The organism is Phenylobacterium sp. FG114 (assembly GCF_057809855.1).
Genome location: NZ_JBMDKU010000004.1, coordinates 191,490 through 205,020 on the forward strand (window position 1 = coordinate 191,490; position 13,531 = coordinate 205,020).

Below are 13,531 nucleotides of genomic sequence, written 5' to 3' on the forward strand. Positions count from 1 at the left end.
GCCCGCGAGATCTTCCGATGGCTGTTCCTAAACGCAAAACTTCGCCCTCGCGGCGGAACATGCGCCGTTCGCACCACGCGCTCGGCCCCAATACCTTTCACGAAGACAAGGAAACGGGCGAGCTGAAGCGTCCGCACCACGTCGACCTGAAGACCGGCATGTACAAGGGCCGCCAGGTCCTGACGCCGAAGGAAGACTAAGAGCTTCCTTCCGCATCAGCGTGAGACTTCGAGACGCCGGCCGCGAGGCCGGCGTTTTGCGTTCATGAACGTGTTGGAAATGTCATGCGCCGGAGACACCGGACCGGAATAAGCTGCCCGCAGCTTCCCGGGGGATTCATGACGCTTTCACGCCGCCACCTGTTGTCCGTCGCCGCGACGGGGGCCGCCTTCGCGGGCCTGTCCCGCTTCGCCGAGGCGCAGGGCCAGGCGCCCGCCGGCGAGACCTATGTGAACGAGGTGGGCGGCTACGGCCCGCTGAAGGCCGACCCCGCTGGCGTGTTCGACCTGCCCGAAGGGTTTTCCTACACGGTCGTCCAGCGCGCGGGCGATGTGATGAGCGATGGCCTGCTCGCGCCGCACAAGATGGACGGGATGGGCTGCTTCGCCATCGACCGCGATCGCGTGGCCCTGGTTCGCAACCAGGAGCTCAAGCCCACGGAACTGCTGGTGGGCCCGTTCGGGAAGGATGACGCGCTGCGCGGCAGGATCGACGCCAGCCTGGCCTATGACCGCAACCAGGACGGCAAGGCGCTGAGCGGCGGCACGACCACGCTGGTCTACGACCTTCGCAAGCGGCGGCTGGAGGCCTCACACGTCAGCCTGATCGGCACCAGCACCAATTGCGCCGGCGGCGTCACCCCGTGGGGTTCCTGGATCACCTGCGAGGAGATTGTCCGGTCGGCAGGGCCGCACGCCGACGGGCAGACCCTGGGCCGCTCACACGGCTGGGTGTTCGAAGTGCCCGCGGCGCATCGGGGCGTCGTGTCACCCCAGCCGATCACCGGCATGGGCCGCTTCAAGCACGAGGCCGTTTGCATCGACCCGCGCACGGGCGTCGCCTATCTGACCGAGGACGAGGGCGACGGACGCGGCCTGTTCTACCGTTTCCTGCCGAACGACCGGAAGGCGCCGCTGAAAGGCGGACGCCTGCAGGCGTTGGGCTTCAAGGGCAGCGACGACAGCCGAAATTGGGGCGACCGAACTTGGGCGCCGGGCGACTGGAGGGACGCCGTCTGGATCGACCTGGATGGCGTCGACAATCCAAACGACGACCTGCGCCATCGCGGCCATGGCAAGGGGGCGGCGTGGTTCGCGAGAGGCGAGGGGATCTTCTTCGGGAAGGGTGAGCTCTACTTCACCTGCACTAGCGGCGGGCCCCGCCGCCTGGGCCAGATCCTGCGCTACAAGCCTAGCCGTTTCGAGGGCGACCCCCGGGAGAAGGACGAGCCGGGCCGGCTGCAGCTGTTCGTGGAGTCCGCCGACGCCCGCGTCATGAACATGTGCGACAACATCGCGGTCGCGCCCTGGGGCCACCTGATGGTCTGCGAAGACAAGGTGGAGCCGCGGGGCGTGAACATGCTGCGCGGGGTGACGCCCGCCGGCAAGGTCTACGCCATGGGCAAGCTGGTGCGCTCCAACCCGGCAGATCCGATGCCGACGACCGAGCTCGCCGGTATCTGCTTCTCGCCGGATGGGACGACGATGTTCGTCAACGCCTACTGGCCCGGGATGACGCTGGCGATTACTGGACCGTGGAGCCGGTTCAAGGCCTGAGGCATGAGGGGCGGATGATCCATATTGCGTTGAGCGTCCTGGCCGTCCTCGCCGTGGGTGCGGCGGCCCCGGGCCGCGGCACGCCGCTGACCCCAGACGGATGGGGTTCGCTACGGATCGGGATGTCCGAGGCCGAGGCTGTGCGGCGGTTCAAGCTGAAGGTCCCGTCCAGCGACGACGGCGTGAGTTCTCCGGCCTGTCGAGAACTCACCTTTCCGGACGGCGGCCCCGATCTCGTGGTGATGGCCGAGGACGGCAAGATCACCCGGATCAGCGCGTTCTCCGACAGTACGACGAAGACCGATCGCGGCTTCGGCCTGGGGGCCCGGGAGGCGGATATCCGCCGAGCCTATGGCCCGCCGCTGGAGGTCGGCCCGCACAAGTACGACGATCCGCCGGCCCACTACCTCACCGCCTGGGCCGTCAGGGGCAAGCGGGGCGTGCGCTACGAGACCAACCAGCAAGGTCTCGTGACGACGATCCATGCGGGCGGGCCCTCGATCGAATACGTCGAAGGCTGCCTTTAGCGGCTACTGGTTGCGCCCTCTGGCCTGCACCTTCTCGCGACGCGCGGCGACCATGTCCGGCGTGACTTCGCGATTGTGGACGACCGAGCGCTCGTGCTCGAGCTTCAGGCCCTCGCCCATGGGCAGGTCGTAGCCGTCGTCGATCATCGCCTTGTAGGTGACCAGCATGTCGGCATCGATGTCGGCCATCTGGGCGGCGAGCTGCAGGGCGGCGGGCATCAGCTCTTCCGGCGCGACCACGCGGTTCACCAGGCCCCATTCATAGGCCTGGGCGGCGCTGAGAAAGTTGCCGGTCAGCGACAGCTCCTTGGCGCGGTAAGGACCGATGCAGCGCGACAGCTTCTGCGACAGCCCCCAGCCCGGCGTGATGCCGACCCGGGCGTGGGTGTCGGCGAACCGGGCATTGGTCGAGCAGAGCAGCACGTCGCAGGCCAGGGCGACCTCGAAGCCGCCGGTGATCGCCACGCCGTTGATCGCGCCGATGATGGGTTTGGAACAGGCGAGCACCGCGCGGGCCGGGTTCTGGGCCGGATCGATCGCGTTGGCCGCGCCCATGCCCAGCGGGTCCGTGGAGAGCTCCTTGAGGTCCAGGCCGGCGGTGAAAGCCCGCTCGCCCGCGCCGGTGAGGACGATCACCTTCACCTCGGGGTCGGCGTCCAGCTCGAGCATCGCCGACTGCAGGGCGGCGCGCAGATCCCGCGACAGGGCGTTCATCGCCTCGGGGCGGTTGAGGGTGACGACGGCGACGCCGTCCAGGGGCTTCTCGACCAGCAGCATGGGGCTCTCCTCTACGCGCGGTGGGATGGGCCGCTGCCCCTAGGGGCGTCAAGCGGGCGAGCGGCGTTGCCCCCGAAGGAGAAGCTGGCTAAGCACCAGCCGCGCCCGTACGCCGCCAGAGGAAGCTATGACCGAGATCGTCGACATCACCGCCCGCGAGATCCTGGACAGCCGGGGCAACCCGACCGTGGAAGTGGACGTGATCCTCGAGGACGGCTCGATGGGCCGCGCGGCCGTGCCCTCGGGCGCCTCGACGGGCGCCCACGAGGCCTCGGAGAAGCGCGACGGCGAGAAGGGCCGCTATGGCGGCAAGGGCGTCCAGAAGGCCGTCGAAGCCGTCAACGGCGAGATCTACGACGCCCTGTCCGGCTCCGACGCCGAGGACCAGCGGCGGATCGACAAGCTGCTGATCGAACTGGACGGCACGAAGAACAAGGCCCGCCTGGGCGCCAACGCCATCCTGGGCGTCAGCCTGGCGACCGCCAAGGCGGCGGCGAGCTCGGCGGCCCTGCCGCTCTACAAGTACGTGGGCGGCGTCTCGGCGCGCGTGCTGCCGGTGCCGATGATGAACATCATCAACGGCGGCGCCCACGCCGACAATCCGATCGACATCCAGGAGTTCATGATCCTGCCGACCGGCGCCGAGACCTTCGCCGAAGGCCTGCGCATGGGCGCCGAGATCTTCCACGCCCTGAAGGCTCAGTTGAAGGCCGCCGGCCACAACACCAACGTGGGCGACGAGGGCGGCTTCGCGCCGAACCTGTCGAGCGCGGAAGAGGCGCTGGAGTTCATCGTCAAAGCGGGCGAGAGCGCGGGCTACAAGGCGGCCAAGGACTTCCACCTGGGCCTCGACGTGGCGTCGACCGAGTTCTTCAAGGGCGGCAAATACGTCATGGAAGGTGAAGGCAAGACGGTCGATCCGGCCGGCATGGTCGACTACCTCGCCGGCCTGGTGAGCAAGTTCCCGATCGTGACGATCGAGGACGGCTGCGGCGAGGACGACTTCGAGGGCTGGAAGCTGCTGACCGACAAGCTGGGCGGCAAGATCCAGCTGGTGGGCGACGACCTGTTCGTGACCAACCCCGAGCGCCTGGGCATGGGCATCGGCAAGGGCCTGGCCAACTCGATCCTGGTGAAGGTCAACCAGATCGGCACGCTCAGCGAGACCCTGGACGCGGTCGACCTGGCGCATCGCAACGCCTACACCGCCGTCATGAGCCATCGTTCGGGCGAGACCGAGGACTCGACCATCGCCGACCTGGCCGTCGCCACCAACTGCGGTCAGATCAAGACCGGCTCGCTCGCGCGCTCCGACCGGACGGCGAAGTACAACCAGCTGCTGCGGATCGAGGAAGAACTGGGCGATCAGGCGATCTACGCCGGCAAGGGCGCACTGCGGAACCTCTAGCCGTCAGCGGCTCAGGCCGCCGATCAGGCTGATCAGCTCGGCGGTGCGATGGGCGCCGGCCTTGTCCAGGATCCGCTTCAGGTGGGTCTTGGCCGTGGCTTCCGACATGCAGAGCTCGAACGCTACCTGCTTGGGCGCGCCGCCGCGGGCGAGCGCCGTGGCCAGGGCTGCCTCGCGGGGCGTCAACCCGAACGCGTCCACGAGGACCGAGGCGTCCACGTCCAGGGTCACGCCCGGATCGTCGATGAAGACGCCCACGCTGGCGCCGGCCGCGCGCAGGCCTGGTGTCTCCAGCCGCTCGACCTGAAGCAGAAGCGGGAAGGGCGATCCGTCACGCGGGACGGCGAGGCGCATCGCCTGCTCCGGCGGAGCGAGGTCCCCGGCCGCGGCCGTCAGCATCGCCTGGAAGTGGCGTGCGAACCCCGCGGAGCGCAGCCGCAGGCCGAAGCTGTCGAGTACGAGGACGTCCGAGGCCGCCGCGAGCTCCCGGGCGGCCTGGTTGGCGAACAGCAGCTGCTGGCGCCGGTCGAGCAGGACGACGGCGGCGTGCAGGCGATCCAGCATGGCGAAGGCCGCCCCAGCCCCAGCCTCGGCCGCGGCGAGCTGGCGGCGCACGCGGAAGGCGCGCGCCAGATGCGGCCGGATCGCCTCGAGGAGCTGCATCGCCTCCGGCGCGTAGTCCCCGTGGCTCTCGGGCCGGAACACCGAGAGGAAGCTGCGGCACTCGCCCATGTCGAGCGCGGTCAGAGCCGCGTGATGGCCGCCCAGTGGACGGACGAAGTCGGCGTAGAACTCGCTGTCGTAGAGCGCCCGGCTGAGCGAAGTCTGAGTGGGAACCATCTCGCACATGCGGTCCCAGCCGGCGCGCGGGAAGCGGCCCAGCCAGACCTTGACCGCGTCGCTACCCAGGGTGCCGAGCATGCGCTTGGACAGCGCGGGATCGACGTTGCCGGCGGCGGCGCCCCAGCCACCGTCCGTCCGTCGCTGCTCGGCGGTGACGGCGTGGTGGCCGCCCACGGCGAGAGCCAGGCGGGTCAAGGCGTCTGGCATGGCCGTTGGGTCTTCGGCCGCCTCGTAGAAGCGGTCGGCCAGGTCGAACACGAGGTCGGCTGTACCCAACTGCCAGCCCTCCACATCCCCCAATTGGGGTACGTACAACTGTAGGTGGGTATCTAGAACGGGTCATCCCCAGCTGCGCGGGCATCGCGCAGATTTGAACAAGGAGACGACCCATGCCCCCGACCACCAAGACCCTGACCCGGGCCCCGGCCGCGAAGACCACCGCGGCCAAGACGCCCGCCGCGGCCGCGGCGACCGACCAACCCTCGTTGGTGATCGTCGATCCGCAGGCGCCCACCGCGCCTGAGGTCCGCGCGCTGCTGAACGACGTCGCCGATCGGATGAAGCTCAGCTTCACCATGGCCGCCGCCGGCGCCAAGCCCGCCCAGGCCACCGAGACCGACAAGCTGTTCCAGGCGATGGTCGCCAGCCGGCCGCAAGCGGTGCGCCAGCAGGCGCAGGCGCGTGCCCAGAGCATGCTGGCGGGCCCGGCGGCCAGCCGGCAGAACTTCTTCGGCCGCTACGGCGCGCTGGACACCGCCAGCTACAAGGGTTCCGACGAGGCCGAGATCACCGTCGGCAAGGCGAGGGTCGACGGCGCGAAGCTCAAGGCGGCCCTGACGCGGTTCGGCGAGAACGACGCGGTCCGGGTCGACGCCCGGCCCGGCGCCTTCGCGGCGAAGAAGTTGACGGCGTTCAACCTTGACGCCGCCCGCAAGCTGACGGTGCTCAACCCGGACGGGGTGGCGGGCGCCAAGTACAAGAAGCTCGGCCTCTTCCTGAACAGTGTGAAGTGCCTGGAAGAGACCAGCGAGCTATCTGCGTCGGACGAGATCGCCATGGGCGGCACCGCGACCGATCCCAACGGCACGACCCACAAGATCGCCCAGTTCATGGTCTCGGACGACTTCGACGCCGGCGAGACGAAGAGCTACAGCGGCAAGGGTAAGAAGCTCCACGAATGGACCCTCCTGAAGTCGAGCGACTGGCCGCACGTCTACACCGCGGTGCTGGTCATGGCCGAGAAGGACGAGGGCGGCTTCGGGGCCTTCCTGCAGGAGCTGTGGGAGAAGATCGGCTCGGAGGTGAAGAAGGCCATTGCGGGCGCCGTGGGCAGCGCCATCGGCGCCGCGCTGGGCTCTTTCTTCGGCCCGCTGGGGGCCGGCCTGGGCGCCGCGGTCGGTTGGCTGGTCGGCCTCTTGGTCGAGTGGATCATGAGCTGGTTCAAGGATGACCTGATCGCCATGAAGACGATCCAACTCAGCCTCGGGGCGGCGACCAAATCCTACTACGACTGGGCCGGCCTCACGGCGGACCCGGCCAACCAGTTCACGATGAACTTCAACGGCGACGGCGGCCGCTATCGCGTGAAGTGCAGCCTTTCCGTCTATCCGTAGGACGGGGCGGGCGCGCGGGCCAGAGGTCCGCGCGCCCATCCGCCGCAAGGGTGAACCCAAAATTAAGTATGTGGGCGCGATCTGAGGGTGCTGTTCTGGGAATCGCCGTGCTCGCTCGTCTCCGCCCGTACCTGTCCACCGCAGCTCTGGCGCTGCTCATATTCTATTTCGGGGTGCACGCCTTCACCGGCGAGGGCGGCCTGCTGAGGTCGAACCAGCGTGACGCGACCTTGGCGGCCAAGACGCAGGAGCTGAAGCGGCTGACCGCCCAGCGCCACGATCTGGAAGTCCGGGCCCAACTGCTGCGCGACACGAGCCTTTCTGCCGATCTCCTGGAGGAAAGGGCGCGCTCCCTGCTAGGCTTCGCCGACCCGAGGGATTATGTGATCCGCTTGAAACGTTAGGGCCGCTTCGTCGGTCTTACGGCCATCAAGAAGATCACGGAGTGACGCATGGCGCGCGGGCAGACCGGAGCGACCGGTCGGCGGAAGGCCAATGGTGCGGCTGACGCCCCCAAGAAGGGGGCGGCGGGCCCGACCAAGGAAGAGCTCCTTGGCTACTATCGCGAAATGCTGCTGATCCGCCGCTTCGAGGAGCGGGCCGGCCAGCTTTACGGCATGGGCCTGATCGGCGGCTTCTGCCACCTCTACATCGGGCAGGAAGCCATCGCGGTCGGTGTCGAGGCGGCAAAGAAGCCGGGCGACGAGATCATCACCGGCTACCGCGACCACGGCCACATGCTGACCTGCGGCATGGACCCCAAGGAGGTCATGGCCGAGCTCACCGGGCGCATCGGCGGCTCGTCCAAGGGCAAGGGCGGGTCGATGCATATGTTCTCGACCGAGGCCAACTTCTACGGCGGCCATGGCATCGTGGGCGCCCAGGTGCCGCTGGGCACCGGCCTGGCGCTCGCCAACAGCTACCGCGGCGACGGCAAGGTCAGCTTCGCCTTCTTCGGCGACGGCGCGGCCAACCAGGGCCAGGTGTACGAGAGCTTCAACATGGCCGAGCTGTGGAAGCTGCCGGTCGTGTACGTGATCGAGAACAACCAGTACGCCATGGGCACGGCGATCCAGCGCTCGTCGTCCGAGACCCGCCTGCACAAGCGCGGCGTGTCGTTCAATATCCCGGGCGAGGAAGTCGACGGCATGGACGTGCTGGCGGTGAAGGCCGCCACCGAGCGCGCCGCCGAGCACGCCCGGTCGGGCAAGGGCCCCTACATCCTCGAGATGAAGACCTACCGCTATCGCGGCCACTCGATGAGCGACCCGGCCAAGTATCGCACGCGCGAGGAGGTGGACGAGGTCCGCAAGACCCGAGACCCCATCGACCACGTCGAGGAGCTGCTGGAGAAGAACGGCTGGGCCGACGAGGCCACGCTGAAGGCCATCGACGCCGAGGTGAAGAAGATCGTCGCCGACGCGGCCGAATACGCGCGCACCAGCCCCGAGCCGGATCCGTCCGAGCTCTACACCGACGTCTACACGGAAGTTTCCGCTCAAGGGGGGCGCGCGTGACCGACATCCTGATGCCGGCGCTCTCTCCGACGATGGAGGAGGGCACCCTCGCCAAGTGGCACGTGAAGGTGGGTGACAACGTCCGGTCCGGAGACGTGATCGCCGAAATCGAGACCGACAAGGCGACCATGGAGGTCGAGGCCGTCGATGAGGGCGTGATCTCCGAGATCCTCGTGCCGGAAGGTTCCGAGGAGGTGAAGGTCAACACGCCGATCGCGAGGCTGGGCGGCGAAGGCGGCGCGGCGCAGACCTCCGCGCCCGCGCCGGTCGAAAAGCCCGCAGCGGCGGCGGAAGCGGCCGCCGGCGATCCCGAGAAGCAGCCCCCGGAAACGGCGAAGCCGAAGCCCGAAGGCGAGGGCGCCGCGCCGGTGACACCCAAGGTCGAGCTCCGGGATCCCGAGCTGCCCGAAGGCGTGAAGCTGGTGAAGGTCACGGTCCGCGACGCCTTGCGCGACGCCATGGCCGAGGAGATGCGCGCTGATCCCGACGTCTTCCTGATGGGCGAGGAGGTCGCGCAGTACCAGGGCGCCTACAAGGTGAGCCGCGGCCTGCTGGACGAGTTCGGTCCCAAGCGCGTCATCGACACCCCGATCACCGAGTACGGCTTCGCCGGCCTGGGCGTGGGTGCGGCGATGGCGGGCCTGAAGCCGATCGTCGAGTTCATGACGTTCAATTTCGCCATGCAGGCCATTGATCATATTATCAATTCGGCCGCGAAGACGCTCTACATGTCGGGCGGGCAGATCAAGACCAGCATGGTCTTCCGAGGCCCGAACGGCGCGGCGGCCCGCGTGGCGGCCCAGCACAGCCAGGACTACGCCGCCTGGTACGGCCACGTGCCGGGCCTGAAGGTCATCGCGCCTTACGACGCGGCCGACGCCAAGGGCCTGCTCAAGGCCGCCATCCGCGACCCGAACCCCGTGGTCTTCCTGGAGCACGAGATGCTCTACGGCCAGGAGTTCGACGTGCCGGAGGGCGTCGATTGGGTCGTGCCGATCGGCAAGGCCAAGGTCCGCCGCCAGGGGACCGGCGTCACGCTGGTGGCCTACTCGCGCATGGTGGGCTTCTGCCTGCAGGCGGCCGAGGAACTGGCCAAGGAAGGCATCGAGGCCGAGGTCGTCGACCTGCGCACGATCCGCCCCATGGACATCGAAACGGTCGTCGAGAGCGTGAAGAAGACCAACCGCCTGGTCACCGTCGAGGAAGGCTGGGGCCCGATGGGCGTCGGCGCCGAGGTGGCCGCCAAGGTGACGGAGCTGGCCTTCGACTACCTCGACGCCCCGCCGATGCGGGTCCACCAGGAGGACGTGCCGCTGCCCTATGCGGCGAACCTGGAGGCCCTTTCGATGCCGTCGGTGGAGCGCATCGTGAAGGCGGCCAAGGCGGTCAGCTACAAATGACAGACAGCCCGTTTCAATGGCGGGCGGGCGGATGCCACTGCGGCGGGGTCCGCTTCGAAGTGGCGCTGCCGCACCGGGTCGAGGCGCAGAGCTGCAACTGCTCGATGTGCGCCAAGACCGGGTTCGTGCATGTGATCGTGCCGGAGAGCCGGTTCCGCCTGACCAAGGGCGCCGACCGGTTGGCCGAGTACACCTTCAACACGCGGGTGGCGAAGCACCTGTTCTGCTCGGAGTGCGGCATCAAGAGCTTCTACCGCCCGCGCTCGAACCCGGACGGCTGGAGCGTCAACGGCCGCTGCCTGGACGCCGTGGACGACCTCGAGCTCGTGATCGAGGCGTTCGACGGCCAGAATTGGGAAGCCAACGGCGCCAGCCTGGCGCACCTCTCCAAGGAGCCTGCGTGAGCCGCGCGGGCCAGATCCTGAAAGCCTAGAGACAGCCAATGTCCATCGAAGTCCTGATGCCCGCCCTGTCGCCGACCATGGAGGAGGGCACCCTCGCCAAGTGGCACGTGAAGAAGGGCGACACCGTGAAGTCCGGCGACGTGATCGCCGAGATCGAGACCGACAAGGCGACCATGGAGGTCGAGGCGGTCGACGAGGGCGTCGTCGAGGACATCCTGATCCCCGAGGGCTCGGAGGGGGTGAAGGTCAACACGCCGATCGCGCGGCTGGCCGGCGAAGGCGAGGCGCCCGCGCCGAAGGCCGAAGCCCCCAAGGCCGCCGAACCGGCGAAGGCGCCGGAGCCCGCCAAGGCCGAGGCGCCGAAGCCCGCGGCGGCTCCCGCGCCGGCTCCGGCGGCCGCGCCTGCGAAGGCGGCCGATGGCGGACGGATCTTCGCCTCGCCGCTGGCGCGGCGGCTGGCCGAGCAGAAGGGCATCGACCTCAGCGGCGTGGCGGGCTCGGGCCCGCATGGTCGCATCGTGAAGGTCGACATCGACAAGGCCCAGCCCGGCCAAGCCACGGCGCCTGCCGCGGCCCCGGCCGCCGGCGCCCCCGCGGCGGCTCCGCGCCAAAACCAGACGTTGGAGCAGATGGGCATCGCGCCCGGCAGCTACGAGCTCATTCCGCTGGACGGCATGCGCAAGACCGTGGCGCGGCGGATGACCGACAGCTTCCGCGACGTTCCGCACTTCCCGCTGACCATCGACATCGAGATCGACGAGCTGCTGGCGGCGCGGACGAAGATCAACGCCATGCTGGAGAAGCAGGGCGTGAAGGTCAGCGTGAACGACATGGTGCTGAAGGCCGCCGCCGTCGCCCTGATGCGCGTGCCGGAGGCCAACGCTTCGTACACGCCGGAAGGCATCGCCATGCACAAGCACGCCGACATCGCCATGGCGGTGGCCGTGCCGGGCGGCCTGATCACCCCGATCATCCGCGCGTGCGAGACCAAGGGCCTGGCGCAGATCGCCACCGAGGCCAAGGACCTGGCCGAGCGGGCGCGCAACAAGAAGCTGAAGCCCGAGGAATTCCAGGGTGGCACCTTCTCGGTTTCGAACTTGGGCATGTTCGGGATCAAGAGCTTCGCCTCGATCATCAACGAGCCGCAGGGCGCGATCCTGTCGGTGGGCGTGGGCGAGAAGCGGCCTGTGGTGCGCGGCGACAAGATCGAGATCGCCACGGTGATGTCGGTCACCATGACCTGCGATCACCGCGTGGTGGACGGGGCGACCGGCGCGAAATGGCTGGCCGCGTTCAAGCCGCTGCTCGAAGACCCGATCACGCTGATCGTCTGATGGCTAGCTTCTACGACTTCGAAGCCGAGACGCTCGACGGCAAGCCGGCGCCGCTCGCGGACTATCGGGGCAAGGTGGTCCTGGTGGTCAACACGGCCAGCAAGTGCGGCTTCACCCGTCAGTACGAAGGGCTGGAGAAGACCTACAAGCGCTTCCGCGACCGGGGTCTGGTGGTGCTGGGGTTCCCCTGTAACCAGTTCGGCCACCAGGAGCCGGGGGACGCCGAGGAGATCGCGAACTTCTGCTCGCTGACCTACGACGTGCAGTTCCCGATGATGCGCAAGATCGACGTGAACGGCCCCAAGGCTCACCCGCTCTACGCCTGGCTCAAGAGCCAGAAGAGGGGCGTGTTCGGCACCGCCGGGATCAAGTGGAACTTCACCAAGTTCCTCATCGACCGGAACGGGCAGGTCGCGGCCCGCTACGCCCCCAATGTTGAACCCAAGGCGCTGGAAAGCGCGATCGAGGCTTTGCTCTGATGGCTGATGCGTTCGACGTCATCGTGATCGGCTCGGGTCCTGGCGGCTATGTCACCGCCATCCGGGCGTCGCAGCTGGGGATGAAGACCGCCATCGTGGAGCGGGCCGAACTGGGCGGCATCTGCCTGAACTGGGGCTGCATCCCCACCAAGGCGCTGCTGAAGTCGGGCGAGGTGTACGAACAGCTCGACCACCTGAAGGACTACGGCCTGTCGGTGGAGAAGCGTGGCTTCGACTTCGACGCCGTCGTCCAGCGCTCGCGGAAAGTGGCCTCGGCCCTGAACTCGGGCGTCGCCTTCCTGATGAAGAAGAACAAGATCGAGGTTGTGGTCGGTTCGGCCAGGCTCGAGAAGGGGCAGGGCGCTCCCACCGTGGTCGTGGGCGATCGCAAGCTGACCGCGAAGCACGTGATCCTGGCCACCGGCGCGCGGGCGCGAACGATCCCGGCGATCGGGCTGGAACCGGACGGCGAGCGGGTGTGGACCTATCGCGAGGCGCTGGTCCCGAAATCGGCCCCGAAGACCATGGTGGTCATCGGCTCAGGCGCGATCGGCATGGAGTTCGCCAGCTTCTACCGGGCCTTGGGCTCGGAGGTGACGGTCGTCGAGATGCTGCCGCGGATCCTGCCCGTCGAGGACGAGGAGGTCTCGAAGGCCGCGCACAAGGCGTTCGAGAAGCGGGGCATCAAGTTCCGCGTCCCGGCCAATGTGAAGAAGCTCACCAAGACCAAGTCGGGCGTCAGCCTGGAGATCGAGGCCGGCGGCAAGGCCGAAGCCCTGGAGGCCGAGGTCGCCATCGTCGCGGTCGGCATCGTGGGCAATGTCGAGGACATGGGCCTCGAAGCCCTGGGCGTGAAGATCGAGAAGACCCACATCGTCACCGACGGCCACGGCGGCACGGGCGTGCCCGGGCTCTACGCCATCGGCGATGTGGCGGGGCCGCCCTGGCTGGCCCACAAGGCCAGCCACGAGGGCGTGCACTGCATCGAGCACATCGCGGGCCTGAAGCCCACCAACCTGACCTCGCCGATCCCGGGCTGCACCTACACGACCCCGCAGGTGGCGTCGGTCGGCCTGACGGAGGCGCAGGCCAAGGAACAAGGGCTGGAGCCCAAGGTCGGCCGCTTCCCGTTCCGCGTGAACGGCAAGGCGATCGCGGCGGGCGAGCTGGACGGCTTCGTGAAGACCGTCTTCGACGGCAAGACCGGCGCCCTGATCGGCGCGCACATGATCGGCCACGAGGTGACCGAGATGATCCAGGGCTTCACCCTGGCCATGACGCTGGAGGCGACCGAGGCCGAACTGCAGGCCACGGTGTTCCCGCACCCGACGATGAGCGAGGCGATGCACGAGGCCTCGCTCGACGCCTACGGCATGGTCCTGCACATCTGACACAACCGATGAGGTTCGTTGCTGCGCCGCAGCAACCCATACAGGGATGTAAGGAAGGGGTCA

The 13,531-nt window shown here is 68.2% G+C and carries 14 protein-coding genes; 12 read left to right on the forward strand and 2 right to left on the reverse strand.

Going from position 1 to position 13,531, the window contains the following annotated elements:
- Positions 1-17 precede the first annotated feature (17 nt).
- The 3 genes from rpmF to ACODSY_RS08520 all read left to right on the forward strand — a co-directional run bounded on the left by rpmF (position 18) and on the right by ACODSY_RS08520 (position 2,302).
- Entirely contained in the window at positions 18-200 is a 183-nt protein-coding gene (gene rpmF, locus ACODSY_RS08510) for a 50S ribosomal protein L32 (RefSeq protein WP_293359783.1), read from the forward strand.
- A 138-nt stretch (positions 201-338) separates the two neighbouring features.
- Positions 339-1,775, forward strand: a complete 1,437-nt coding sequence (locus ACODSY_RS08515; protein ID WP_488951285.1) for an alkaline phosphatase PhoX — start codon at positions 339-341, stop codon at positions 1,773-1,775.
- A gap of 14 nt (positions 1,776-1,789) precedes the next feature.
- The gene (locus ACODSY_RS08520) at positions 1,790-2,302 is read left to right on the forward strand and encodes a hypothetical protein (protein WP_488951286.1); all 513 of its coding nucleotides are present in this window, start codon (positions 1,790-1,792) and stop codon (positions 2,300-2,302) included.
- Positions 2,303-2,305: 3 nt separating this feature from the next.
- On the opposite strand, the gene ACODSY_RS08525 is transcribed toward ACODSY_RS08520, so the two are convergent.
- Positions 2,306-3,079, reverse strand: a complete 774-nt coding sequence (locus ACODSY_RS08525) for an enoyl-CoA hydratase (RefSeq protein WP_488951287.1) — start codon at positions 3,077-3,079, stop codon at positions 2,306-2,308.
- 127 nt (positions 3,080-3,206) lie between these two features.
- Between ACODSY_RS08525 and eno the strand changes: the two genes are divergently transcribed.
- Positions 3,207-4,487: a phosphopyruvate hydratase gene (gene eno, locus ACODSY_RS08530; protein ID WP_488951288.1), complete on the forward strand. Its 1,281-nt coding sequence runs from the start codon at positions 3,207-3,209 to the stop codon at positions 4,485-4,487.
- A gap of 3 nt (positions 4,488-4,490) precedes the next feature.
- Here the strand turns inward: eno and ACODSY_RS08535 are convergent, their stop codons facing one another.
- Positions 4,491-5,606: a helix-turn-helix transcriptional regulator gene (locus tag ACODSY_RS08535; protein ID WP_488951289.1), complete on the reverse strand. Its 1,116-nt coding sequence runs from the start codon at positions 5,604-5,606 to the stop codon at positions 4,491-4,493.
- A gap of 113 nt (positions 5,607-5,719) precedes the next feature.
- Between ACODSY_RS08535 and ACODSY_RS08540 the strand changes: the two genes are divergently transcribed.
- The 8 genes from ACODSY_RS08540 (at position 5,720) to lpdA (ending at position 13,468) form a co-directional block, all read left to right on the forward strand.
- Complete coding sequence (locus ACODSY_RS08540; protein ID WP_488951290.1) at positions 5,720-6,943, forward strand: hypothetical protein; 1,224 nt, start codon at positions 5,720-5,722, stop codon at positions 6,941-6,943.
- Positions 6,944-7,050: 107 nt separating this feature from the next.
- A complete protein-coding gene (locus tag ACODSY_RS08545; RefSeq protein ID WP_488951291.1) occupies positions 7,051-7,347 on the forward strand; it encodes an FtsB family cell division protein in 297 nt (98 codons plus the stop codon).
- Positions 7,348-7,395: 48 nt separating this feature from the next.
- Positions 7,396-8,460, forward strand: a complete 1,065-nt coding sequence (gene pdhA / locus ACODSY_RS08550; protein WP_488951292.1) for a pyruvate dehydrogenase (acetyl-transferring) E1 component subunit alpha — start codon at positions 7,396-7,398, stop codon at positions 8,458-8,460.
- A complete protein-coding gene (locus ACODSY_RS08555; protein ID WP_488951293.1) occupies positions 8,457-9,860 on the forward strand; it encodes a pyruvate dehydrogenase complex E1 component subunit beta in 1,404 nt (467 codons plus the stop codon). The genes pdhA and ACODSY_RS08555 overlap by 4 nt, the downstream gene beginning before the upstream one ends.
- A complete protein-coding gene (locus ACODSY_RS08560; RefSeq protein WP_488951294.1) occupies positions 9,857-10,264 on the forward strand; it encodes a GFA family protein in 408 nt (135 codons plus the stop codon). The genes ACODSY_RS08555 and ACODSY_RS08560 overlap by 4 nt, the downstream gene beginning before the upstream one ends.
- Before the next feature lie 38 nt (positions 10,265-10,302).
- Positions 10,303-11,598 (forward strand): pyruvate dehydrogenase complex dihydrolipoamide acetyltransferase, encoded by a 1,296-nt coding sequence (locus ACODSY_RS08565; RefSeq protein ID WP_488951295.1) that lies wholly within the window; start codon positions 10,303-10,305, stop codon positions 11,596-11,598.
- Entirely contained in the window at positions 11,598-12,077 is a 480-nt protein-coding gene (locus ACODSY_RS08570) for a glutathione peroxidase (protein WP_488951296.1), read from the forward strand. Before ACODSY_RS08565 ends, ACODSY_RS08570 begins: the two co-directional genes overlap by 1 nt.
- Positions 12,077-13,468, forward strand: coding sequence for a dihydrolipoyl dehydrogenase (gene lpdA / locus ACODSY_RS08575; RefSeq protein ID WP_488951297.1), 1,392 nt, complete (start codon positions 12,077-12,079; stop codon positions 13,466-13,468). The genes ACODSY_RS08570 and lpdA overlap by 1 nt, the downstream gene beginning before the upstream one ends.
- Positions 13,469-13,531 lie beyond the last annotated feature (63 nt).

Bases quoted from the DNA above. Each gene is read 5' to 3' on its own strand.
- rpmF (WP_293359783.1), top strand. From the start codon at position 18: ATGGCTGTTCCTAAACGCAAAACTTCGCCCTCGCGGCGGAACATGCGC.
- ACODSY_RS08515 (WP_488951285.1), top strand. From the start codon at position 339: ATGACGCTTTCACGCCGCCACCTGTTGTCCGTCGCCGCGACGGGGGCC.
- ACODSY_RS08520 (WP_488951286.1), top strand. From the start codon at position 1,790: ATGATCCATATTGCGTTGAGCGTCCTGGCCGTCCTCGCCGTGGGTGCG.
- ACODSY_RS08525 (WP_488951287.1), bottom strand. From the start codon at position 3,079: ATGCTGCTGGTCGAGAAGCCCCTGGACGGCGTCGCCGTCGTCACCCTC.
- eno (WP_488951288.1), top strand. From the start codon at position 3,207: ATGACCGAGATCGTCGACATCACCGCCCGCGAGATCCTGGACAGCCGG.
- ACODSY_RS08540 (WP_488951290.1), top strand. From the start codon at position 5,720: ATGCCCCCGACCACCAAGACCCTGACCCGGGCCCCGGCCGCGAAGACC.
- pdhA (WP_488951292.1), top strand. From the start codon at position 7,396: ATGGCGCGCGGGCAGACCGGAGCGACCGGTCGGCGGAAGGCCAATGGT.
- ACODSY_RS08560 (WP_488951294.1), top strand. From the start codon at position 9,857: ATGACAGACAGCCCGTTTCAATGGCGGGCGGGCGGATGCCACTGCGGC.
- ACODSY_RS08565 (WP_488951295.1), top strand. From the start codon at position 10,303: ATGTCCATCGAAGTCCTGATGCCCGCCCTGTCGCCGACCATGGAGGAG.
- ACODSY_RS08570 (WP_488951296.1), top strand. From the start codon at position 11,598: ATGGCTAGCTTCTACGACTTCGAAGCCGAGACGCTCGACGGCAAGCCG.
- lpdA (WP_488951297.1), top strand. From the start codon at position 12,077: ATGGCTGATGCGTTCGACGTCATCGTGATCGGCTCGGGTCCTGGCGGC.